The sequence below is a fragment of the Halorientalis sp. IM1011 genome (assembly GCF_001989615.1).
Taxonomy (GTDB): Archaea; Halobacteriota; Halobacteria; order Halobacteriales; family Haloarculaceae; genus Halorientalis.
In genome coordinates this window covers 2,912,989-2,937,019 of record NZ_CP019067.1, presented here as the reverse complement: position 1 = coordinate 2,937,019, position 24,031 = coordinate 2,912,989, and the positions used below count along the sequence as shown (strand labels likewise).

Annotated in this window: 18 protein-coding genes; 11 read left to right on the top strand and 7 right to left on the bottom strand. The window is 68.4% G+C overall.

The window, feature by feature from the left end:
* Nucleotides 1-34: 34 nt before the first annotated feature.
* Genes cobN through BV210_RS15195 form a run of 3 tightly spaced genes read left to right on the top strand, consistent with a single transcriptional unit; the run spans nucleotide 35 to nucleotide 5,467 of the window.
* A complete protein-coding gene (gene cobN, locus BV210_RS15205; RefSeq protein ID WP_077207464.1) occupies nucleotides 35-3,937 on the top strand; it encodes a cobaltochelatase subunit CobN in 3,903 nt (1,300 codons plus the stop codon).
* Nucleotides 3,927-4,688 carry a precorrin-8X methylmutase gene (locus BV210_RS15200; protein WP_077207463.1) on the top strand — a complete coding sequence of 254 codons (762 nt, stop codon included), beginning with the start codon at nucleotides 3,927-3,929 and terminating at the stop codon, nucleotides 4,686-4,688. The genes cobN and BV210_RS15200 overlap by 11 nt, the downstream gene beginning before the upstream one ends.
* A complete protein-coding gene (locus BV210_RS15195; RefSeq protein ID WP_077207462.1) occupies nucleotides 4,685-5,467 on the top strand; it encodes a cobalt-precorrin-7 (C(5))-methyltransferase in 783 nt (260 codons plus the stop codon). Before BV210_RS15200 ends, BV210_RS15195 begins: the two co-directional genes overlap by 4 nt.
* Nucleotides 5,468-5,480: 13 nt before the next feature.
* Here the strand turns inward: BV210_RS15195 and BV210_RS15190 are convergent, their stop codons facing one another.
* From BV210_RS15190 to BV210_RS15175, 4 genes are all read right to left on the bottom strand, one after another.
* Nucleotides 5,481-6,659 carry an inorganic phosphate transporter gene (locus tag BV210_RS15190; protein ID WP_077207461.1) on the bottom strand — a complete coding sequence of 393 codons (1,179 nt, stop codon included), beginning with the start codon at nucleotides 6,657-6,659 and terminating at the stop codon, nucleotides 5,481-5,483.
* Nucleotides 6,659-7,393 carry a hypothetical protein gene (locus BV210_RS15185; RefSeq protein ID WP_077207460.1) on the bottom strand — a complete coding sequence of 245 codons (735 nt, stop codon included), beginning with the start codon at nucleotides 7,391-7,393 and terminating at the stop codon, nucleotides 6,659-6,661. The genes BV210_RS15190 and BV210_RS15185 overlap by 1 nt, the downstream gene beginning before the upstream one ends.
* Before the next feature lie 190 nt (nucleotides 7,394-7,583).
* Nucleotides 7,584-8,369 (bottom strand): CbiX/SirB N-terminal domain-containing protein, encoded by a 786-nt coding sequence (locus BV210_RS15180; RefSeq protein ID WP_077207459.1) that lies wholly within the window; start codon nucleotides 8,367-8,369, stop codon nucleotides 7,584-7,586.
* 114 nt (nucleotides 8,370-8,483) lie between these two features.
* Complete coding sequence (locus BV210_RS15175; protein ID WP_077207458.1) at nucleotides 8,484-9,818, bottom strand: DUF389 domain-containing protein; 1,335 nt, start codon at nucleotides 9,816-9,818, stop codon at nucleotides 8,484-8,486.
* A 164-nt stretch (nucleotides 9,819-9,982) separates the two neighbouring features.
* Between BV210_RS15175 and BV210_RS15170 the strand changes: the two genes are divergently transcribed.
* The 8 genes from BV210_RS15170 to BV210_RS20325 all read left to right on the top strand — a co-directional run bounded on the left by BV210_RS15170 (nucleotide 9,983) and on the right by BV210_RS20325 (nucleotide 16,703).
* On the top strand, nucleotides 9,983-11,146 hold the full coding sequence (locus tag BV210_RS15170; protein WP_077207457.1) for a multicopper oxidase domain-containing protein: 1,164 nt from the start codon (nucleotides 9,983-9,985) through the stop codon (nucleotides 11,144-11,146).
* 49 nt (nucleotides 11,147-11,195) lie between these two features.
* Nucleotides 11,196-11,492, top strand: a complete 297-nt coding sequence (locus BV210_RS15165) for an Htur_1727 family rSAM-partnered candidate RiPP (protein ID WP_077207456.1) — start codon at nucleotides 11,196-11,198, stop codon at nucleotides 11,490-11,492.
* Nucleotides 11,493-11,558: 66 nt separating this feature from the next.
* Nucleotides 11,559-11,789, top strand: a complete 231-nt coding sequence (locus BV210_RS15160; RefSeq protein WP_077207455.1) for a DUF2249 domain-containing protein — start codon at nucleotides 11,559-11,561, stop codon at nucleotides 11,787-11,789.
* A gap of 73 nt (nucleotides 11,790-11,862) precedes the next feature.
* Nucleotides 11,863-13,233 (top strand): hypothetical protein, encoded by a 1,371-nt coding sequence (locus BV210_RS15155; RefSeq protein WP_077207454.1) that lies wholly within the window; start codon nucleotides 11,863-11,865, stop codon nucleotides 13,231-13,233.
* A 129-nt stretch (nucleotides 13,234-13,362) separates the two neighbouring features.
* Nucleotides 13,363-14,022, top strand: a complete 660-nt coding sequence (locus tag BV210_RS15150; protein WP_077207453.1) for an alpha/beta hydrolase — start codon at nucleotides 13,363-13,365, stop codon at nucleotides 14,020-14,022.
* Nucleotides 14,023-14,173: 151 nt separating this feature from the next.
* On the top strand, nucleotides 14,174-15,289 hold the full coding sequence (locus tag BV210_RS15145) for a hypothetical protein (RefSeq protein ID WP_077208083.1): 1,116 nt from the start codon (nucleotides 14,174-14,176) through the stop codon (nucleotides 15,287-15,289).
* Between the two features lie 52 nt (nucleotides 15,290-15,341).
* Nucleotides 15,342-16,541 carry an iron-containing alcohol dehydrogenase family protein gene (locus BV210_RS15140; RefSeq protein ID WP_077207452.1) on the top strand — a complete coding sequence of 400 codons (1,200 nt, stop codon included), beginning with the start codon at nucleotides 15,342-15,344 and terminating at the stop codon, nucleotides 16,539-16,541.
* Nucleotides 16,542-16,544: 3 nt separating this feature from the next.
* The gene (locus tag BV210_RS20325) at nucleotides 16,545-16,703 is read left to right on the top strand and encodes a hypothetical protein (protein ID WP_172824910.1); all 159 of its coding nucleotides are present in this window, start codon (nucleotides 16,545-16,547) and stop codon (nucleotides 16,701-16,703) included.
* Nucleotides 16,704-16,755: 52 nt separating this feature from the next.
* On the opposite strand, the gene BV210_RS15135 is transcribed toward BV210_RS20325, so the two are convergent.
* The 3 genes from BV210_RS15135 to BV210_RS15125 all read right to left on the bottom strand — a co-directional run bounded on the left by BV210_RS15135 (nucleotide 16,756) and on the right by BV210_RS15125 (nucleotide 23,823).
* Nucleotides 16,756-17,421, bottom strand: coding sequence for an HdeD family acid-resistance protein (locus BV210_RS15135; protein WP_172824909.1), 666 nt, complete (start codon nucleotides 17,419-17,421; stop codon nucleotides 16,756-16,758).
* A gap of 175 nt (nucleotides 17,422-17,596) precedes the next feature.
* Nucleotides 17,597-20,029: an RND family transporter gene (locus BV210_RS15130; protein ID WP_077207451.1), complete on the bottom strand. Its 2,433-nt coding sequence runs from the start codon at nucleotides 20,027-20,029 to the stop codon at nucleotides 17,597-17,599.
* Nucleotides 20,029-23,823, bottom strand: coding sequence for a hypothetical protein (locus BV210_RS15125; protein ID WP_077207450.1), 3,795 nt, complete (start codon nucleotides 23,821-23,823; stop codon nucleotides 20,029-20,031). Before BV210_RS15125 ends, BV210_RS15130 begins: the two co-directional genes overlap by 1 nt.
* Nucleotides 23,824-24,031: the final 208 nt, after the last annotated feature.

The following is a 24,031-nucleotide window of genomic DNA, read 5'->3' as shown; positions in this document are numbered from 1 at the left end:
ACTTGCGTTAAGTAAACAGAGGTTTAACAACGTTATGCCGAAGATCGGGTTATACACCGCGACGGAGAACGAACTGGGCGCGGTCCAGCGTGCGGCCGCAGAGGTCGATGTCGACCTGGTCGTGCGCTCGGACGGGGACCTCGACGGCGTGGACGACGTAGACGCGTTCGTCGACGAACTGACCGACGCGACGGCGGTCGTGTTCTGGCTCCACGGCGGCCAGGACAGCATGCCTGGGTACGATCACGCCCGCGAGCGCCTTGCCGAGGCGGGCGTCCCGCTGATCGTCGAGTCGACCGGCGACGCCTTCGCCATCGAGGACACGACGGTCGCCAGCGGCGAGCGCGAGCGGGTCTGTGAGTACCTGGACCGTGGCGGCACCGCGAACGTCGCCAACTGCCTGCGCTATCTGGTCGCCACCTACGACCCCGCGGCCGACCCCGCGTACGACGATCCCGTGACCCTCCCGACGGAGGGAGTCTACCACCCGGATCACCCGGCGGCGAGCTACGACGAACTGGTCGAGACGTTCGACCCCGACGCGCCGACCGTGGCGATCTGGTTCTACGAGTCTCACTGGACCCACGAGAACACCCGCTACGTCGACGCGCAGGTTCGCGCCGTCGAAGCGGAGGGGGCAAACGCCCTGCCGATTTTCTGTGAGCCCGCCACCGACGCCGACGGACAGTGGGACGCCGAGCGCGTCACCGAGGAGTGGTTGCTGGACGCTCGCGGCGAGCCCGTGGTCGACGCCGTCCTCTCCTCGTTCATGTTCTCGCTGTCGATGGACGAGCGCGGCCGCAGCGCCGACGACGAGGGCGACAGCGCCGAGGACGTGTTCCTCGACAGGCTGGGCGTCCCGGTCATCCAGACCGTGACGACGATGCGCTCGCGCTCGCGGTACGAGGCGAGCGACACCGGCGTGATGGGCTTCGAGCTGGCCCTCTCCGTCGCCCTCCCGGAGTTCGACGGCAACGTCATCACCCACCCGATCAGCGGGAAGGAGCGCACCGACGACGCGGCCGACATCGGCAGTGCCCCGAAACAGCACTTCCCCATCGACGACCGCGTGGACCACGCCGCCCGCCTGGCGGTCAACTGGGCCGAACTGCGTCACACCCCCAACGAGGACAAGCAGGTCGCCGTCGTCCTCCACAACTACCCGCCCAGCGACGACGGCATCGGGACCGCCTTCGGGCTCGACAGTCCGGAGAGTACGGTCAACCTCCTCGACGAGCTACGGGCCCGAGGGTACGAGATGGGCGGCGACGTTCCGACTGACGGCCAGTCACTGATCGACGACCTCACCGCGCAGTTGACCCTCGACGACCGCTGGGTCGCGCCCGAGGACGTACGGGAGCTCTCGGTCGATACCGTCGCACCCGGGCAGTACACGGACTGGTTCGACGACAAAGACGACCGCTTCCGGGAGAACGTTATCGAGGAGTGGGGCGAGGCCCCCGACCGGCCGTTCGCCATCCCGGGCGTCGAGTTCGACAACGTCCTCGTCACCGTCCAGCCCCCGCGCGGGTTCGGCATGGACCCCTCGAAGGTCTACCACGACTCGGACCTCCAGCCGCCCCACGACTACGTGGCCTTCTACGAGTGGCTCAAGCGGGAGTTCGCCGCCGACGCCGTCGTCCATCTGGGCACCCACGGCAGTCTGGAGTGGCTCCCCGGCAAGACCGTCGGGCTGGACGGCGAGAGCGCGCCCGACCAGCTGATCGACGCCGTGCCCAACATCTACCCCTACATCATCAACAACCCCGGCGAGGGGACCCAGGCCAAGCGCCGATCCTACGCCGCGGTCGTCGACTATCTGACGCCGGTGATGTCCAACGCCGGCACCTACGACGACCTGGCCGACCTGGAGGAACTCGCGGACCGCTACCGCGAGGCCGGGATGGAGGACGCCCGCACGGACGACGGCAAAGCGCTGGCTGATCGGATCCGCGAGGCGGTCGACGACCTCGATCTGGCCGTCGAGTTGGGGATCGCAGGGGAGATCGACGAGAAGGCAGATGTCAGGGGGCCCGACGAGGCCGGGTCGACGCTCGCGGAGGGCACCGTCGAGGGCGACGACGTGGCTATCGACGACCTCGTCGAGCGCATCCACGAGTACCTGACGGACGTGAAGACGACTCAGATCAGGCTCGGACTGCACACGATGGGTGAACCACCCGAAGACGACCGGCTGACGGAGTACCTGGTCGCGCTGACGCGACTGGACAATCCCGGCGGACCGAGCCTCCGGGAAGCCGTCGCGGGCGTGCTCGGGATCGACTACCAGCGGATGCTCGACGAACCCGGGACCTACGACGACGAACTGGGCATGACCTACGCGCAGGCCGCCGACGAGGTGTACGAGACCAGCCTCGATCTGGTGGAGACGCTGGCCGCCCACGACTTCGACGTGCCCGAGAGCGAACTCGCCGAGGGCGACAGCGAGGTCAACATGAACCTGCTCGTGGTCGATATCGATCCGCTCGGGGACGCTCGCGCGCAGTCCGGCGCACACGACGACCTGCGCGAGGCACTCTCGTTCATCTGTGAGGAGGCCGCGCCGCGCGTGGCGGGGGCGGAAGACGAGATCCCCCGCACCGCGGACGCACTGGCCGGCGAGTACGTTCCGCCGGGCGGGTCGGGCGCGCCGACCCGGGGCGGCGTCGACTTGCTCCCGACGGCGCGGAACTTCTACACGCTCGACCCCCGGAAGGTCCCGGCCAAGAGCGCGTGGGACGTGGGCCGGGAGGTCGCCGACGGCGTTGCTGTACGACACCACGACGAGGAAGGCGAATACCCCGAGGAGATCGGCGTGGTCGCGTGGGGCACCCCGACCGTCCGGACCCGCGGCGAGACCATCGCACAGGTGCTGGCCCTGATGGGCGTCGAACCGCAGTGGACCGACGCCGGCCGAGTCGACGGTGTGGAACCGATCCCGCTGGAGGAACTCGACAGACCCAGAATCGACGTGACGACCAGGGTTTCGGGGTTGTTCCGGGACGCCTTCCCCGCGGCGGCGGGCGTGATCCACGACGCCGTCGACGCCGTGGTCGACCTGGACGAACCCCACGAGATGAACTACGTCAAGAAACACGTCGAGGAGGAGGCCGAGAAACTGGAGGCCGACGGACTCGACCCCGACGAGGCTCGCGACGCGGCGACACACCGCGTGTTCACGACGCGACCCGGCGGCTACGGCGCGGGGACGAACAAGGCCGTCGACGAGGGCAACTGGGACGACCGCGGCGACCTCGCCGACGTGTACGTCCAGTGGGGCGGCTACGCGATGGGGTCCCGTGGAAAGGTCTCCGAGGCCCACGACGCGTTCGAGCGCCGCCTCGGCAACGTCGACGCGACCGTCAAGATCGAGGATACGGCCGAACAGGACGAGTTCGACTCCTCGGACTGGTACGCCTTCCACGGCGGATTCATCACCGCTGTCGCCGAGACCAGCGGCGAGGAACCCGCGTCCTACGTGGGCGACTCGGCCGATCCGGACAACGTGGACGTCTACACCAACGAGGAGAAGGTCCGGAAGGCGATGCGCGCCCGGGTCCTCAATCCGGAGTGGCTCGACTCCATGGAGGAGCACGGCTACAAGGGCGCTGGCGACCTCTCGACCACCGTCGACGTGGTGCTCGGCTGGGACGCCACCACCGGCGTCGTCTCGGACCACCTCTGGGCGGACGTGGCCGAGAAGTTCGCCTTCGACGAGGAGCGCCAGGACTGGTTGAAGGACGTGAATCCGTGGGCGCTGGACTCGATCACCGACACCCTGCTGGAAGCCATCGACCGCGGGCTCTGGGACGCCGACACCGAGTTGGAGGACCGGTTGCGTGACATCAACCTCGACGTAGACGGTGATCTGGAGGCGCGGGCGGCTGCGGACCGCGCCGGTCACGATTCCGAGGAGGTGACCAGCGATGACGACTGATGGCGCGACTCCGGAGGAGTCGCGAGACGGAGGCGGTGCAACCGCCGACGCGGATGGCTCGGAGTTCGAGGCGTACGCCGACCTCGGCGCGACCACCGAGAACGCCATGGAGATCGCCGAGACCTCGATGGACCGCGTGCGCGAACTCGTCCCCGACGAGACGCTGGCGGACCGCATCAGACAGAAATCGGTCCACGCCACGGGCGACCCCGAGTTCCAGCACCTCGTCCGGTTCACCGGCGAGACCGAGGACGAGCCCGTCGTCGCGGGCGCGCGAGCCGTCCTCGACGAACGGCCCATTGTCACCGACATCACGATGGTCAAGGAGGGCATCACCGGCCGCGGCCACGACTGCCCGGTCCGGAAGGCCATCGGCAACGGCGCGGAGCTGGCCGCCGAGACCGGGATGACCCGCACCGCCGCCTCGGTGCTGGAACTCGACCGCGAGGGCGTCTACGACGACGCGGTTGCCGTCGTGGGCAACGCACCGACTGCGGCGCTGGCGCTGGCCGACTGCATCGAGGACGGCACGCGGCCGGCCGTCGTCGTCGCGACGCCGGTCGGGTTCGTCAAGGCCGCGGAGAGCCGGAAGCGACTCCGGGAAGTCGCCGCCGCCCACGGCGTGCCAGCGATCACGAACGTCGGCCGGCGCGGCGGAAGCGGGCTGGCGGCCGGGCTGACGAACGAACTGGTTCACGTCGCCAGCGACCACCGCTCCGGTGACCTGACGAACGTCGACCTGGACCGATGAGCGACGCCGAAAGCGAGGAGTACGACCTGGATTCCGGTCCGGACCCCGCGGACTTCGCGGCGAGCGCGCCGGAAGCGGCCGATGCTGACGAGCCGATCCACGCCGTGGGTATCGGCCCCGGAAACCCCGAGTTCCTGACGCCGCGCGGTCGGCGGGCCGTCGCGGACGCGGACGTGGTGGTCGGCTTCGAGACGGTCGTCGAGTTCGTCGCCGACCTGACCGACGCCGACTTGCTTACCTGTGGCTACCGCGACGAGGGTGAGACGCTCGCCCGGTTCGCCGAGCGGGTCGCCGACGGCGAGACCGGGACGGCGGTGCTGATGGGCGACCCGAACCATTCGGGCTACCAGTTCCTCGGGAAGGTCGAGCGGGCCGTCGAGAACGAGGGTGCGGGACCTGTCCGCGTGATACCCGGAATCTCCGCGCTACAGGTGGCCGCCTCCATGGCCCGAACACCGATGGAGGACAGCGAATTCGTGACCCTGCACAAGAGCGGTGATCTATCGGCCGATCTCGACCGGCTCCGGGATGCGGTCGGCGAGCGACACCTGCTCGTCCTGCCGCGCCCCTACGATCTGATGCCCGGCGACGTAGCCGCCGAGTTGCTGGACGCGGGCGCGCCGGACGATCTCGACGCGCTCGTGCTGGAACGGCTGACCCACGAGGACGAGTCGATCACGCGGACGACGCTCGGGGGGCTGGCCGACCACGCTGGCGGCGACGGATCGGAGGAGACGCCATTCTCGGACCTGTCGGTACTGGTCGTGCGACGAACGTAGGTTGGTCGTTCGTTCAGAGGCCGAAGATCGGGACGAACCGGAAAGTGAGGTACGCGCCGAGTGTCGCGATGGCGGGCACGACGTTCTGCATCAGGACGACGCGGGCGGTCGTCGCGGGGTCGAACAGATCTCCCGCACGCGGTATCTCCTCGGGATCCTCCTCGCCGATGGGCGGCAACTCCTCGCCCGGTTCGTCGTCGGCCAACGCGTCGACGGTCATCGGCGGCGATTTCTCCGCTCTGACCGCTTCCGGAACGGTCACCGGTCGAGTCGCTCGCCCCCACCCCAGCCCGATGATCGACACCGTCGCGATGATGACGAAGCTCGCCGGAATGCCCAGTATCGAGAGGAAGACGACGAGCGTCGAACTGACCGACGCGACGACGATCGCAGCCGTCAGCGGGAGTTCGGTGATGTCGCTGCCCATCGTCTCCAGCGTCCGTCGGGCGATCGTGAACGCACCGATCGTCACGGCGACACCGCCGAGGGCGATCGCGGGATCCATCGCCAGTTCACCGCTCCCGACCAGCGGTGCGACGGCGTTGGCGATGTTCGAGGTCCCGGAGCTAAAGGCCATCAGACAGCCGATGGCGACGACGGTGACCGTCCCGATCAGCTCCCGGCGGTTGGTCGTCCGATGGACGCGTGGGATCGGAACCAGCCCCGAGCGATCCCAGTCGAGTAGGGGTCCCTCGCTACGCTCCATCGCGACGAACCGATTGAGTCGCGCGTAGAAGTACCGGCCGATGATCAGCGACACCCAGAAGCCGATGATCGGAGAGACGACCCACCAGATGACGATCTCGCCCATGACCGCGAGGTCGAGCACTTCGCCGGCCAGTGCCAGCCCCGCGATGGCTCCCACGGCGGTCATCGAGGTCGAGGCCGGGACGCCGAAGACGTTCCCGACGAGTAGCGCGACGCCGATGAAAAACAGGACCGCGATCGACGTTTCGAGCGTGAACACCCCGGTGTCGACCACCAGTTCCGTTCCGAGCTTCGTCACGACGTTCCGACCGATCGTCCAGGCACCGAGGAAGAAGAACACGCCCATCAGCGCCGCCGCACCGGTCTTCGAGATGGCGTCCGCGCCGACGGCCGGCCCGAACGCCGGCCCCGTCGTGGACCCCCCGATGTTGTACGCGACGAACATCGCCACGAGAACGCCGGCCACGAGCAGTACTTGAACCATCAGTTCCACCTGTCCTCGTCGTTCTCGTCGATCGATTCGTCGGCCTCGTCGTCCTCGTCGGTCGACTCGTCGTCCTCGTCACCGTCGAGTTGTTCTTCGAGCGTCTCCTCGACCGTCTCCTCGACGGTCTCCGTTACCTTCTCCTCGACCGCCTGTCCGACCGTCTCCTCGACCGTTTCGCCCACTGTCTCCTCGACGGTTTCGTCGACGGTCTTCTCCACCGTCTCACCGACTTTCTCCTCGACGGTTTCGTCGACAGTCTTCTCCACCGTCTCACCGACCTTCTCTTCGACCGCCTCGCCGACCTTTTCCTCGACAGTTTCTCCGACGGTTTCCTCGACTGTCTCCTCGACAGTTTCACCGACGGTTTCCTCGACAGTTTCACCGACTTTCTCCTCGACAGTTTCTCCGACGGTTTCCTCGACAGTTTCACCGACCGTCTCTTCGACCGTTTCGCCGACCGTTTCGTCGACGGTCTTCTCCACGGTCTCGCCGACTTTCTCTTCGACCGTCTCGTCGACGGTCTCCTGTACGGTCTCTTTGACCGCCGTGGTCATCCAGTCCGGATCGAAGCGAGCCATCTTCCAGACGACGTGGATGAGATAGGATAGCAGGACCCCGAACCCGAACGCCAGCCCGACGGCGTTGTCGGCGACTACGATCAGCGCGACTGAAAGGGCGATCAGCAGGCCATAGGTGAGATCGACTATCGAGTCGACGCGGCTCGGGTTCACAGTTCACCTCCGTCGGCTGTGAACGGTTCCGAGACGGGAGCGCGTCGCTGGACACCGGGGAGCGGAGAATACACGTATACCGTAAACGAGGAGCCCTCCGCTCAAATATGTTAGCAAAGACGGTCGGGACGAACACGGCGCGTGGTCGGTCGACACCTGTGGGCCGGGTTCGGTCAGAGGATGCTCCGCGCTAGATCCGTCCCTCGCCGTCGGTCGCGACCGATCGCGCCCCCTGCACCAGCGCGTCCTCGAAGGAAGCGGGTTGGGCACGATCTGTGGCCGCTAGAGCGCGTTGTCGGGTGATCTCGCCTTCGATGGCGTCGGTCACGAGCGGGTGGTCACCCAGCGGGTCGGCGTAGGCCATTCCGCCGCGGTGGAGTTCGAGTTTCGCGGGGATCCGGTGGTCGGTCGTCGCGTTCGCTGTCAGAAAGAGCGGGACGGCGACCGATCGGTCGGTCTCCACGGCATAGCGGACACACTCGACGGCGGGGTTCTGCAGGAGGTAGGAAGGCTCGACGGCGGCGTAGTCGGTACGGTCGGCGATCCGGGTGGCGTGGTACTCGACCATCTGCCGGTGGTAGGGCTGGGAACTGCTCCCCTGTCCGACGAGGACGAGCGTGGCGTCGGATCCCGGTTCGGTCAAGGCGGCCGCGCGCTCTATCACCAGTCTCGTGATGGCAGGGCTCGCGCCGACGGGTTCACAGTACCGGACCGTCCCCTCGAACGCGGGGAACGTCCGGGGTAACACGTCCGTCGTCTCGCGACTGTGGGCCAGCGACGCCGGCAGTACGTAGACGATGCCGCCCTCGACGTCCCGAAACCGGTCCCGGAGTTCCCGACCCGGCTCCTCTGCGTACGTGACCGCGTGGGCTACGTCGACCGCACCGCGTCGCTCGATCCGTTCCGCGTGGGTCGCCAGCGTCTCCCTGGCGTGTGTTCCCTCCTGCCCGACGAGTACGAGTGTGTCCTCGACCATATGTATACAATCTTGCTTTATCTATAGCAAGCGAGCTTGCTCACAGCCACGACGGAGAGGCCCAAATAGATTTTGGTCGTGGTGGCGAGCGGCCACGAAGTGGCGCCTCCCCAGTTATCCGCGGGCGGTGGTGGCTCTCCCGGGTCGGGGGCCTGCGTCCGATCCGGTCCCCGACACCTGGTAGTCGACGAACCGGACCTGAACGGTGACGTTCGCGCCCGTCGCCGCTGCGATGCGCCGGTCGAGTGCCCTCGGAAGGTTCGCGTGTGCCCTGTCGCTCGTCCGTCGGATCGAGTAAGTGACGCTCGTCGGGGTCGTGAACGGGCCGATACCGGTGTATTCGTAGGACGACTCCGTGACTTCCAGCCCCTGGTACTCCGCGCGGTTCAACACGTCCGTCGCGGCACCGTTGGCCGTCCGCTCGAAAGCGCTCTGCTGGACGAACCCGACGGCGACGAACGCCACGATGACGAAGATGAGGAAGAAGGTCCCCCCGACCTGCAGCGTCCGCCCGAGCGAATCGGTCGAGATGGGCCTTCCCGGTCCCGGTTCGTCCTGATAGCCGAGATACCACAGCATCGAGAACGCGCCGACGTTCACCGCCACGATCGTCGCGAACAGCAACACCAGCGCCCCGAGGCCGAGCTGGAACTCGGCCCACGCCAGCCCGATCCCGGCGACGCCGGCCGTGGGGATCAACGCCGCAGCGATCATGACGCCGACGATGCTCACCTGACCCTTCGTCGCCAGGCCGAAGGCACCGGCCGCACCGGCCGCCAACCCGACGGTGATCGACAACAGTCCGGGCGAGGTCCGCAAGGCGACGAGTTCGAGGCTCGTGATCGCGAGCGCCTGCGGGACGGCGAAAAACTCCTTGACGGCGAGGCTGAACGCGGCGGCGGCGAGGGTCGCCACGATCAGGCCGGCGACCTGCATCTTGAGGCTCTCGTACAGCATCGCCCGGTCGCTGCGGACGGCCCCGACGCTCGCGGTCAGCATCGGGCTGACGATGGGTGCGATGACCATCGACCCCACGACCACGGCGGGGGAGGCAAGCAGGAGGCCTGCGACGGCGACGACGGCGGCCAGGATCATCATCCAGAGATACGCCCGCGTGTTGTACCGCATGTCCTTGGCCTTCGAGCGGAGCGTCCGCGGAGCCAATTTGTTCGGCGTGTCGGCCCACGCGTCCTGTATCCCGTCGATCCCGGGAAAGTTCGCGAACTGGGTTTCGACCGACACGGTGAACGTCGAGTCGTCGTACCCGGCCGCGTCGAGGTCCTCGAGGACGTGTTCGACCGCGTCGGCCGGCACGACGACCGAGACGAGCGTGTGGTCGTCCCGGTCACCCCCACCGACCGTCTCGAAGTATCCGAACTCGCCCTCCTCGATAGTGTCGACCACCGCGTCACGGTCCTCCGTTGGAACCGAGAGGTGGAGCAGCCGCACAGGCCGGGTACACCGTCTCCCCTCGAAAGGACTTCCCCAGCGTGTGCAGGCCAGGGAGCCGGGCCGATTCGGAACGTTTCTGGGCCGAACACGTTCGATTCAATTCCCGGACCGTTGGAATACCCACGTGAGGTATATATCAATCCCCCAAACATCGTGGTGTCATGAGTGATCAGATGAGTGCGCCGGGAACGCGGTTCTCGCGTCGCGATTTCGTGAAGGCTACCAGTGGTGCGACGGCCGTCGCCCTGGCCGGCTGTCAGGGCGCGCCGCGCGCAGATAGCGCCGGAACGGCGACGACCCAGTCGTCCAAGTCGAACCAGTCGTCGCTGCCAGCCGCGGCCCCGCCGGAGATGGTCGACCTCGCAGAGCAGGGTAACGAGGTCACGCTGAAGACCGTGCCGGCACGGCTCCCGGTCCATCCCGAGGACTCGCTTGGCGGTCCCATCGAACTCCCACGAGTGTGGGCGTTCGCGGCCGACGACGGCCAGCCCAGCGTTCCGGGCCCCGTCCTGCGTGCACAGGAGGGTGACGTTATCGACGTGACGCTGGACAACACCGACGGCAAGCGGCCCCACACCGTCCACTTCCACGGCGTCCAGAAGGCCTGGAAGGACGACGGCGTCCCGACGACCTCCGGGATTCAGGTCCCGGCCGGCGAGAAACACACCTACGAGATCCCCGCCAACACCCCCGGGACCCACGGCTATCACTGCCACTACCAGACCCACCAGCACATCGAGATGGGGATGTACGGTATCTTCCGGGTCGATCCCGAGGGGTATCAGGAGGCCGACCGCGAGTACTTCCTCACCGTCAAGGACTGGGACTCCCGGCTCTCACGAATGTACGGCGGCGAGGACGTGAGCTACAGCGCCCACCACCGCAAGGCAGACGTGTTCACGATCAACGGCCGGTCCCTGCCCCGTACCTTGCACCCGGAGGACGGCTCGCCGCTGATCGTCAGCAAGGGCGATACGGTCCGGGTCCACCTCGTGAACGTCGGCGGGTACATGGCCCACCCGATGCACACGCACAATCACCGGTTCGAAGTGGTCGAGAAGGACGGCACCCAGCTCCCCGACGCGCTCCGCGTCGAACAGGACATCGTCAACGTCGCACCCGCACAGCGACGCACCATCGAGTTCGAGGCCAACGCCGAGCCCGGCATCTATCTGATGCACTGTCACAAGGTCAACCACGCCACGAACGGCCTCGACGCCGCCGCGTCCTACCCCGGCGGCATGGTCACCGGCATCGTCTACGAGGAGGCGATGGACACCGACATCTTCGCCGACCTGATGGACTACGCCGGCTACGAGATGTGACGAACGGATTCGGCACAACTGATTCGCCGTCCGACTGCTGACGATATCCATGGTCGAGAAACCCGAACGCGCCCGCGTCGGCGATGCACCGCGGGACGCTACCGAACGCGAGTGGGAGGTGTTCGTCCGCGAAGAGAGCGACGGCCGCATGCGCTACGTCGGGAGCGTCACCGCCCCCGACGCCGACGTGGCCTACGAACAGGCGACGAAGCTGTTCGCCTGGTTCGCCGACGACGTGTGGCTCTGCCCCGCGGAGGCGGTCCGGCGCTACTCCACCCACGATCTCGACGAGGACGCCGACCCCGTCCCGCTCGATACCGGCGACGAACCGCGAACGATCGAGTGATCGTCCCACCGACGGGTCGAACATGTCCGGGACAAGACGGACCGCAGTTCTCACGAACCTCGAAGTATGAGCCAGGATATCCCCACCCACAGACGGCTCGACGTGCGCGACATCGACGGTGAACCGTTCGACGACATCATGGCGGCCCTCGACGACCTCCCCGACGGTGAGCGGCTGCGCCTGATCAACAGCTTCGAGCCCGAACCGCTGTACGCGGTGCTGGAACAGCGCGGGTTCACCCACGAGACCGAACGGGTCGGGCCCGACGAGTTCCACGTCGACATCGAACACGCCTGAGCGACCGCTCGCCCGATCCCTGGCGAACACGTTCGGGCACAGTCGTTCGGCCGCCCGACACGTACTTACGACCATGAGCGTAGTTCCCGGAAACATCGACGCCGGACAGGGACCGCCGATGACCGTCCCGCTCCGGCACTTCGTCGTCGCGATCGGGTTCCTCGTCGGCGCGGTCGGGCTCGCGGCCGCCGACACCGCCGTCGGGCTGCCCGGGCTCGCCACCCTCGCCCACGTCCACCTCCTGCTGGCCGGCTGGATCTGTATCACCATCATGGGAGCGATGACGCAGTTCGTTCCCGTCTGGTCCGGCGTTTCGCTGTACTCGCGCCGACTCGCGAGCGTCCAGCTCCCGCTGGTCGTCGCCGGCCTCCTCGGGATGGCCGGGAGCTTCCTGTTCGGAGCCCTGCCCTGGGTCCACGTCTTCGGGACGCTCGCGGTGGCCGGGTTCTGGACGTTCGCCTACAACCTCGGGCGGACGCTCGCCCGCGTCGACGGCCTCGACGTGACGGAGGCCCACTTCGCGTTCGCACTCGCCTGTTTCGTGCTCGTGACCGGGCTCGGGTTCCTGCTCGCGCTCGACTATGCCGTTCCCGTGTTCGCCGACCTGCCGATCACCCGGTTCAGCACGGTGGGTGCACACGCCACGCTCGCCGTCTTCGGCGCGATCCTGGGGACCGTCTTCGGCGCGCTCTACCAGCTCGGGACGATGTTCACCCAGACCGAGCTCCACGGGATCGATCACCACCTCCGCCGGATCGAGTCCTACGGCTACCCAGCGGGCGTCCTCGCGCTCGCGGGCGGTCGGCTGGTCGGGAGCACGCCGCTGGCACGTGTGGGGGGCCTCCTGATCGTCGTCGCCGTGGCCGGCTTCTCGATCCTGCTGGCTCGCCGGCTGGTCGAGACCCGTGTCGACTGGACGCCGATGCTCTCGCGGTACGCCGTCGTCGCCGCGGCGATGGCCGCCTGGAGCCTGCTCACCGCCCCGGCGTGGCTTGCCGACCCCCTCGCGCTGACCCACCGCTTCGGCGGGCCCGGCACCGTCCACCTGCTCGCGCTGGGCGTCGTCGGGTTCGTCGTCCTCGGGACGCTGTACCACATCGTCCCCTTCATCGTCTGGGTCCACCGCTACAGCGACCTGCTGGGGTTCGAGGACGTGCCCATGATCGACGACCTCTACGACGACCGACTGGCCGCGGCGGACTTCGGCCTGATTCTGGGCGGCGCGATCATCCTGGTCGCCGCGGAACTGTTCGCCCTGCCAGCGCTGGCCGTCCCGCTCGCGGGCGCGCTCGTCGCCCTCGGCTCCGTCGTGTTCGCCGCGAACCTGCTCGCGGTTCTGCGCGACCACAGCCCCCACACCATCGCCGGTGTACTGTTCGCGCGCTCCCGCTCCGACGAGGACGTCGGAACGGACGACGGCGCGGGAGAGGAGCGACCTGCCTGACGGACATCCGGTGACACCGGTGTCACCTGATGTCATCCCGGCCAGAGAGCGCCTATACATCTGGAGGGCGTACCCTGTCATCATGAACGTTCAGACCCGGACTGCGCGGCACGAGGTGTCGATCGAGCGATGACCGGACCCCACCAGAACCAGTCGCTGGTCACCGCCGGGACCGACATCGACGACGCCGAAGCGGCCGTCGTGCTCGCCCACGGCCGCGGCGCGAGCGCGGAGAGCATCGTCCAGCAACTCGGCCGCGAGGTCCACCGCGAGGTCCACCGCGAGGGCGTCGCCCTGCTGGCACCCCAGGCGGCCCGGAACACCTGGTATCCCAACTCCTTCCTCGCGCCCGCAGAGCAGAACGAGCCGGGCCGTTCCTCCGGTCTCGAATCCATCGGGGACGCCGTGGAGGCCGCGGTCGACGCCGGGATTTCCCACGAGCGAGTGCTGCTCGTCGGGTTCTCGCAGGGCGGCTGTCTCGCCAGCGAGTTCGTCGCGCGCAACCCGCGCCGCTACGGCGGGCTGGCGGTCCTCTCGGGCGGACTGATCGGCGAGTCGGTCGACCCCGACGACTACCTCGCGGTCGAGGGCGACCTCGACGACACGCCGGTCTTTCTTGGCTGTAGCGACGTCGACCCGCACATCCCCGAGGAGCGCGTCCACGCGACCGCCGAGGTGCTCGAGAACCTCGGCGGGGACGTGACCACGCGCATCTACGAGGGGATGGGTCACGGCGTCAACGCCGACGAACTCGACGCGCTGGACGGACTGGTCGCGGCGCTGGTCTAACGATCCGGATCGGTAAGTAGAGCGTACCGTCACGCCCGGGACCGCGGGGTCGACAACGGTGTGTCTAACAACGGTCCTCGCGCCCGAACCGTGGGCGTCCATTGTCGATCGGACGGCGACCGAGCGCGACCCGGCGGTCGGAGGGCAGGGCATGAGCGGTAGCGACCGTGACGAGGGTGACGACGAGCAGGTGGGGCGGATCGACAGACAGGTGACGTCCGCTCGACGCGACGAGGAGGGGAGACTGACGCGCTGGTTCCTGCTGACGGGCAGACGGATGGTCGTCTCGGCGTCGCTCCTCGTGTTCATCCTGGCCGTCCTCGTGGGGCTCTCGGTGTTGCGGCCGATCGACGTGCGGGTGTTGCTCGCCGAGACCAGCACGACCGAGAACCTGTTCAACACGCTCCTCAGCGGAACGATCCTGCTGGTCTCGATCGTCGTCTCGATCAACTCGGTCGTGCTCTCCCAGGAGATCACGGACATCGAGAGCCAGCGGGACCGGGTCGACGCCTCGATCAAGTACCGCAAACGACTCGGGGAACTCGTCGAGGAGGAGATCACGCCGGCCCGTCCGGCGGAGTTCCTGCGGGTCATCCTGCACGTCGTCTTCGAGCGGACCCAGCGCCTCCAGAACCTCGCCGCCGAGCAGGGCGACGAGGACCTGCAACACGACATCGAACCGTTCGTCACCGACGTGTTCGTCCAGGTCGGACGGGCCCGAACGACGCTGAGCGACACCCGGAGCGGTACGTTCGGCGTCCTCCTCGTGGGTCTGAACTACGACCACTCCGAACAGCTCCGGGCGCTGCGGATGCTCGACCGGACCTACCGCGACGACCTGACCGAGGAACAGCGCGCGGTCGTCGACGACCTCGTCGAGACGCTGAAGTACCTCGCGATCGGCCGCGAGTACTTCAAGTCGATCTACTACAAGCAGGAGCTCGCGCGGCTGTCGAGCCGTATCCTCTACGTCTCCCTCCCCTCCATCGTGTTCATCTCCTACGTCATCCTCTCGCTGGACACCGACCTGCTCCCCGACGTGATGATGTTCACCCTCACGCCGCTGCTACTGTTCGTCCTGCTGGCCTACACCGTCGCGCTCGCACCGTACATCGTGCTCACGTCGTACATCCTACGGGCGTCGACGATCACCCTGCGGACGGTCGCCGCCGGGCCGTTCATCCTCCAGAGCGGCCCCCAGGACACCGACCGCGAGACCATCGAGCATGCCCTCGACTGGGAGGCGTTCGAAGACGAAGAGGAGTGACGACCCCGGCTGGCGGGACCAGACCTATTGCACCGGCCTGACTACGCCGGGTATGGACGAGTCCTTTCGGTTCGCCTACGATCACGGGCCGATCAGGTACGGCCGCGGCTGTGTGGACGCGCTGGCCGACGAGCTCGCCGACATCGGCGCGGAACGGGCGCTGGTGGTCTGCGGGAAGACCGTCGGGTCGACGCCCGCGGTGATCGACCCGGTCGAGGACGGCCTCGGCGACGCCCACGCGGGTACGTTCGCCGGGACGACCCCTGACAAACGACTCGGTGCCGCCGTGGCGGGGCTGGAAGCCATGCGCGACGTGGACGCCGACGCCCTCGTCAGTCTCGGCGGCGGGAGCAGTCTCGACGTGGCGAAGGCCATCGCGGTGCTGGCCGGCCGGGACGAGGACCCCGAGGCGCTCGCGGCCGAACTCGAATCGACGGGCATCATCGCGGCCCCCGACGACGTGCCCCCCATCGTCGCGGTCCCGACGACGCTCGCGGGGGCGGACCTCTCGATGGCCGCGGGGATCACCGCCACACCGGCCTCAGGGCTGGTCGACGAACCGGTCGGCGGCGGTCTCTTCGCCGAATCGCTGATGCCCGCCGGCCTGCTGTACGACCCGGACCTGTTCGCGACGACGCCGACGGACGTGCTCGCCGGGTCGGCGATGAACGGCTTCGACAAGGCGGTCGAGACCCTCTACGCCAGCACGCGATCGGCCGTGACGGACGCGACGGCCAAGCGCGCGCTCGAACTGCTCTCCGATGGGCTGCCGGATCTACGCGAGGACACGGACGCGGCGCTGGAGCGGGTGGTTCCGGGAATCGTCCTCGCCCAGTACGGGGCCTCCCGACCGGACGGGATGACCCTCTCGCTGCTCCACGCCTTCGGGCACGGCCTCACCGCCGGCTACCCGGTCCAGCAGGGGGTCGCCCACGCCGTGATCGCACCGCACGCCCTCGAATACCTCTTCGAGCGCGTCGACGGCCGGCGTCGCCTGCTGGCCGACGGGCTGGGCGTCGACACCGCAGGCGTGAGCGACGACGAACTGGCCGACGCCGTGGTCTCACGGGTCGCCGAGATCCGGGACGCGCTGGGCCTGCCGTCGAGCATCAGGGAACTCGATGGGATCAGCCAGTCGGACCTCTCCGACATCGCGGCGTACACGCTGGACGACAGTATGATGGGCTACGCACCGGCCGATCTGGACCCCACGGTCGAGGACCTCGAAGGCGTCCTCCGGGACGCGTGGTGAGTGATGGGAGACTCGCCGCGTTGTCGGCTCTGCGGGGCGGCGTTGACGACGGGACTGGTCGCGACCGGTCGGCGGGGCGGCTGTTGCAACGCGACGCCCATCGTCGGGGCCTGTCCCGAGCACGGCCCGCTCGGCCCGCACCACGTCGTCGACGGAGAGTAATGTCGGGCAGCCGGATCGCAGATGGGCCAGCGCGCGGGCGGCGGGACCGATCTCAGGACGATCCGGTTCCCGGCTCACCGACGCGGCGAGTCGTCCCGCTCTCCCGTGAGGACGGGGCCGCCGTCGCGACCATGACGAGCGCGAGACCGCTCGTGAGCAGGTTCACGCCGAACAGCAGGCCGACGGCCCAGTCTGCGCTGGTCGGGAACCCGAGCAGGATCAACGAGGACAGCAACACCGCGACGACCCCGGAGGCCACCAGCCAGCCCGAGTTCTCGTTTTTCCTGAGGCGCAGGCCCATCACCAGCTGGAGCAGTCCCTCGGAGAGGAAGAAGACGCCGAGGACGAGCGTCAGCGCCACCAGTCCCAGCGTGGGATTGGCCAGCATCGTGATCCCGGCGGCTCCGTATAGCACGGCGATGAGGACGCCGAAGACCGCGCCCCGCCAGGCCTGCACGGAAAAGGCCGCGGCGATCTGGACGAGCGCTCCGATCACGAGCAGCGCACCCAGTACCAGCGAGATCGCGATCCCGGTGAGATAGGGGGCGAGGATCGCGAGCAACCCCAGTGCGACCAGGAACACGCCGCCGACCATCACGGTCAGCCGGTTCGCGGCCAGCGAGCGCTCGGAGTCGCTGTACGTTCGCTCCCCGGACTGCTCCCGCGTCGACCCGTTCTCGGTGGTGCCGTCGCGGTCGGCGGTGTCGTCGGATACCATGGTCGATGTGTCACGGTCGCCGACCGCCGCCGGTCGGCGTAATCGCCCGTGGATTCGGCGAGCACGGAGAAAGGGGTATTCCCGGAACGACTGCCTGCACCCGACCCGATGCTTTCGGCGTAGTTGCGGACGACCGCTCGATTTTGGGGCGGCCATACGGTGGAAGGGGTGGCGCTCAGTCCGTGTAGCGCGCCCACACGGCGATGGCCGACGGCGTGATCGCGATAGCGACGACGTAGGAGTAGACGATGCTGAGCGCGGTCAGCAGGCCGAACTGGCCGAGGACCGGTGTGAGCGCGAACACGAGGACGCCGATCCCGGCCGCCGTCGTGAGCATGCTCCCGGTGAGCGCGCCGCCGGTTCCCGCGACAGTCCGCCGGAGCGCCGGGAAGGGGTCGTCACCGTCGTACTCGTCGGCGAACCGGTGGACGACGTGGGCGGAGTAGTCGATGCCCAGCCCGATCGTGATCGAGAGGATCGTCGCGGTGAAGGCGTTGAAGGAGAGGCCGAGCAGGCGCATCGTCCCGGCGATCAGCGCCACGGACACCGCGATGGGGAGGAGGTTGACCAGCCCCAGCGCGGGTTCGTCTTCGAGGACGGCGTAGACGGCGACCAGGAAGACGGCGACCAGCAGGAGCGCCGTGGCGAGGCTCACCAGCGCCGACTGGAGGATGAGCGCGGCGATCGACTGGAAGACGACGACCTGCCCCGTCGCGGTGGCGTCGGGCCTGTACCGGTCGGCTACCTCGCGAGCGTCGGCGGTGATCGCGTCCTGTGACGCGGTCGCTTCCGTCTCGTACTCGACCCGGGCGGACCGGCGGTCCTCGGTGACGTACTGCAGCGCCCGGTCGCGCTGTGGCGAGGTGAGTAGCGCGTCGTACACCTGCCGGAGGTTGTCGTCAGGGACGCCGTCGTCGTCCACGTCGTTGCGCTCTACCAGCGCCCGGAACTCCGCGGACTCGTTGGCGTAGTCGCGAATCACCGTCACGATGCTGGTGGAGTCGGCCCGGCGGTCGCGGGAGACGAACGACTCCGGCGGGTTCCGACCGGCCTTCTGCACCGATTCGAGCGTCGTGTCCCGCGTCAGCGGCCCCTGCAGGAATATCGTCACCGTCTCCCCCTGGGCGGCCTCGAAGTTGTCTTCGAGGAATTGGATATCGCGAGTGACGGTATACTGGTTCGGCGCGAACGGTTCGGGCAGATCCTCGAGGTAAGCGGGCGTCTCCTCGGGCGGCAGGAAGTCCTCCTGGGAGAACGCGGTGTCGATCCCGGTCGCGTAGGCGGCCGACCCGCCGGAGACCAGGAGGACGACGACCAGGAAGGCGACGGGCGCACGCCGCGCGACCGCGACCCCACCCGAGAGGACGGTGGCGAGCCGGGACCCCTCGCGACCGAGCGGTTGCTGGCCGAACGCGGGGAGGTCGTGGGCCGCCCGAAACCGGTCGCTGGCGACTTTCGCCGCCGGGAGGAAGAGGCCGAACACGAGGAGGGTGAAGGCGATGCCGACGGCGGCGACGATCCCGAACTCCCTGATGGGCGCGAGCCTGCTCGTCAGGTTGGCGGCGAAGCCGATGACCGTCGTCCCGGTGACGATGGCGAAGGCCACGAGCAACTGGTCGAGCGCCCGCCGGATCGACGCGTCGACGCCCGCGCCGGTGACCCGTTCCTCGCGGTAGCGGTTGATCGTGTGGATGCCGAAGTCGATCCCGACCGCCAGCAGCAGGGGTGGCACCGCGATCAGAAACTGCGTAAAGGGGATCCCGGTGAGACCGAGGAAGCCGAACGTCCAGACGAGCGTCATGGCGAGCGATATCGTCCCCAGCGCGAGATCGACGGGATCGCGGTAGGAGACGATCAGGAAGGCGAGGATGAGTACGATCGCGGCCGGGACCACGAGGAGCAGGGAGTCACCGATCACGTTGGAGAACTCCGCGGCGATGATCCCCTGCCCGAACACCCGGAGGTCGGCGTCGACCGCGTCGACGATCCCCCGCGACCGGAGCTGAATCGGCGTCATCGGCCCGGGTTCACCGCCACCGCCGCCCCCTTCGTCCAGTTCCGTGGGGATCCGGTGGGTGACGACCGCGACTGTCGCGCTCGCGGTGGCACTGGTCGGATTGAAGTCGTCGCTCACGAGGTCGGTGAACGACGGTCGGTCCGAGAGGGTCGCGACGGCGGCGTCGATCTCGGCCTCGTCGGCGCGGTCGATCGCGCGGCGCTTCTCGGCGAGCGTCGTCGCGTCCGGGTCGAGTTCGGTGGCTATCAGGCCCGCCGCGCTCTGGGTGGACTCGACCCGGAGGTCGGGGCGCTCGGCGAGGGCCTCGAGCGCCCGGAGCGTCGCGAGCAGTTCGCCCTTCGCGAGGACGTTCCGGTCCGTCTGGATCAACTGTGTCGTCCCACTATCCGGCCCGAATGGGGCCCCGAACTCCCGTTGGACGTCCTCGAAGGCCTCCTGAGCCGGGGTGCCCTCCGTGAACTGCTCGGTCCCGGCGGTCGTCGAGACCTGGCCGAGGCCGACGGCGAAGAGGGCTGTCACCAGCAGGAAGCCGAGGACGACCGTCTTCGGCCGGTCGACGACCCAGTTCGCGACGGTCTCCGTCCGCTTCATCACTCGCTCCGGAACCGCCGGCCGACCAGTCCACCCGTCAGCGCGAGCAGGGTGACCAGCCCCAGCGGCCAGAGTCGGCTTATGAGCCCGTCCTCTTCGGGTTCCGTGACGTTCACGCCGATCTGGTAGGTCTCGGAGAGTTCCGTGTCGCCGTCGGGCAGTTCGTACTCGAAGTCGGCGCGCAGCGGCACGGTTCGGGTGCTGGCGTCACCCGCGGCGCTCACGTCGAAATCGAGCCGAACGGTCTCGTTGGGTTCCAGAACCGGGACGAACGCCTCGTCGTCGCCGGTGTCGAGTGGGTCGTCGGCGAACACCTTGGCGTTCACGTCCCGGAGGGTGTCGTTCCGGACGTTCCGGACGACGAGCGTCACGGTCCCGGTCTCTCCCTGGGCGACTGCGGCCTCGACCCCGCGTACGGCGAACCGGTCGCGCTCGGGGCGGACCCGGACGCGAGCCGTTAGTTCGTCGCTCGCCGTCCGGTCGCCGCCGTCGTCGGCGTAGGCCACGCGAAAGCTGAGCAATCGTGGTGTGGCCGCACCGTCCTCGGTGATCTCGACCGGGACGGAGAAGGGGCTGGAGCCACCGGCTCCGAGGTCGCCCAGTGCGAACTCGGTCTCCTGTGGGTTCGTCGTCTCGGTGTCGGTCTCCAGTCGCAGGACCGCCGCGGTGACGTTGCCCGGCCCCTCGTTGCGGACCCGACCCTCGACGACTCCCTCCTCGGCGACCCGGAGGGTACTCGTGACGTTCGCGATGGTGAAGGCCTGTTCGGCCAGCGGGACGACACCGAAGCGGATGGGGTCGCTCTCGCGGTCGTCGCCCCCGTCGTCCGTGTAAGCCACCAGCGCCCGGACGGCGTAGGCCTGGACCGCGCTGTCGTTGGCGGCCCGGAGTTCGTACTCGACGGTCCGGTTCTCGCCGGGGTCCCACCCCCCGACGAACCGCGTCGAGTTGTCCGCGCCACCGACGGTGAGTTCGGCGCTGTTGGATCTGAGCCCGACCCGTGCGTCGCTCACCGTCTCCGACCGCCGGTTTACGACTGTTAGCGTCAGTGTGCCCGTATCGCCCACCTGCGTCTCGACGGTCGTGTCGACGACCGCGAAGCCGTCGCGTTCCGCGCTGACCGTGACCGTGACGGTGTCCCGGTCGCTCCGCCGGCGGTCGCCGTCCTCGGTCTCGTACTCGACGGCAAAGCGGAGCTGGCGGGGGCCGGGTTCGGCGTCGTCGGCCAACTCGAACGGATAGGTGAACGATTCGCTCTCGTTCACCGCGAGGTCACCGATCGGGACCGACGGCCGGTCGGCGGTGACGGTCTCGTCGCCGGTCTCGACGACCAGCGCGGCGTTCGAGACGTTCCGAGACCCGGTGTTCTCCACGCGTCCCTCTACGGTGCCGTCATCACCCACCCGGAGCGTGGCACTGACGTTCCGGATCGTAAACGCCTGCTCGGCGTCGGGTTCGACGCTCGTCCGGATCGGGTCCGACCGCTCGTCGTCCCCGTCGACCGTGTACGCGACTCTGACTGTGAGGGGGTACTCGGCGACGGTCGAGTCGTTGGTCGCGGTGACGTCGAACGTCACGGTCTCGGAGTCGCCGTCCTCCCAGTCGCCGACGAACCGGGAGGCGTTCGCGCTCCCGTCCACGAGCAGGTCGCCGCTCCGGGAGGTGAGCGACACGCGCGCTTCGGTGAGATCCTCGCCGACCTCGTTGTCGAGTTCCAGCGAGACAGTCCCCGCTTCGCCGACCTGCACGTCGCCGTCGACTTCGTCGAGGTCGAAGTCTGGTTCCTCGTCGTCGATCTCGACCGAACCACGTAGCGGTCGGCTCTCGCGCGGGTCGCCGTCGGCGTTCAGGTAGTCGACGACCAGTCGCACCTGCACGGGGCCGGGTTCGGCGTCGTCGGGCACCGTGACCGGGATCTCGAAGTCGGCCGTCTCGCCGGCGTCGAGATCGCTCAGCGACACCGACTCGCGGCGGGCGACGACCGTGGCGTCGGTCTCGCCGGTGGCGGTGACGGCCACGTCCGCGCCGGTGACCAACCGGACCGCGGCGTCGGTGGCCGGATCCGGCCCCTCGTTGGTGATCTCCCCGCTAATGGTGCCGTCGGCGTCGACCTCGAGGTCGCCCTCCAGATCCGACAGCGAGAACTCCTGTTCCTCCTCGGGCGTGACGCCGAAGGTGAGGTCGCGCGAGCGCCGTCGGTCGCCGTCGGGATCGACGTACCGGACGACGGCTTCTAGTGCGTACTCCTGTGTCGCCGAGCGGTTGGTCGGCGTCGCCGAGAACGTGATCGACTCGGTGTCGCCGGCGTCCCAGTCGCCGATAAAGCGGGACGCCCCGGCACCGGCGGCCCCGTCGTTCTCGCCGGTTCCCTGCCGGCCGGCGCTCCCGTCGACGAGGAGCGCACCGGTCTGGGAGCGGATCAGTACCGAAGCCTCCGTCAGGTCCGCGGAGCCAGTGTTCTCCAGATCGAGTTCGACCGTTCCCTGCTCGCCGATCTGCAGGTCGGCGTCGACCGATTCCACCTCGAAGCGGCCCTGTTCGGTGACGACGAGTTCGACCGGGACCGTGACGCTCTCCTCGTCCCTGTCGCTGTCGTTCGCGTCGATCTCCTCCGTGAACTCGTACTCGATCTCGGCGTCGAGCTCGTAGGTCCCCGGATCGGCGTCGTCGTCGACGGCGATGTCGAACCCTGCACGCGAGACTGCGCCGCTTTGCAGATCGCCCAGTGGAACCGTCCCGGACTCGACGGTGACGGGCGCGTCCCCCTCGGTGAGTGTCACCCGGACGTTCCTGGCCGTCGTGACCGCCTGTTCCGCCTCGGGGTCGGTCCCGGTTCCGCCGTCCTCGACAGTGCCGGAGTTGACGACGCTTATCGCCAGTCGCCGGTCGACACCGGGCTGGACGGTCCGGTTGGGCGCGAACGCCTCGAGGTCGGGTTCGCCCGCGACCGGTTCCGTCTGTTCCGGTGTTGGACCGGCATCCCCTCCAGGAGTCGTCTGGTTACCGTCGTCGGGCTGTGACCCCGGTCCGGTCTGGTTGCCGGGGTCGGTGCCGTCACCCGGGACTCCGTCGGTCGGCGTCCCGGTACCGTCGCCTGGCGTCGGCGTCGTCTGGTTCCCGGGTGTACCGCCTCCGCCGTCGGTCGGTGTCGTCCCGGACTCCGGGGTAGTGGGCTCACCCGCAGGCGTGTCTCCGTCGGCGGGGGACTCACCGTCGGACGGAGCGGACGGCGTCTCCACGGGCACACCGTCGGTCGGCGTCTGCTCGCCCGGCGACGATCCGTCCGCAGTGGGTGTGACTCCTCCGTCGCCCCCGTCAGCAGGCGTTTCACCGTCGCCGGGGACGCCGCCGTCGGCGGGTGTCTCTCCATCGGCCGGTGTCTCCCCGTCCGTCGGTTCGTCCCCACCCACCAACTCGTCGCCGTCCGCCGATGTCCCGTCGCCGTCGTCCGACTCGCCTGGGGGTGAGTCGCCGCCATTCGCCGGTTCGTCGTCTGTCGGTGTCACGGGACCGTCGTCCGACTCGTCAGGCGGGGCTCCGTCGCCATCGTCGGGGGCGTCGGTCTCTTCCGGGTCAACGATCGGTGTCTCCGCGTCGCTGTCGTCACCCCCGGCCTCCCCGCAGTCGTCGGTCAGCGTGGTCGGGGACGGTGTGACGCGGGGGGTCGTCGTGCTATCGGTCGCGTCGCAGTCATCGGCGACCGTTCCAGCGTCGCCAGTTCCGGGCCCGGCGAGCAACAGTCCCGCACCGATGGCGGTCACTGCGATCGCAAGGAGGAGGGCACGCCGTTTCATTGGCGGACGGCTGCCGACCGAAGTTGATCGCCGGATCGAGCACGGCTCTGGCATCGCAATCGGTGACACAGCGGCGGCAGCCGACCGCACCGACACCGACTGCCGGTCTCGGCGGGGCGTTCGTCCCAGCCGTCGGTGGCCAGTCGCATCTTTCACCGAGCGTCGGGCCAGTCATCCGTTAGTACGCGGTCAGTACGAGCCTGTTAAC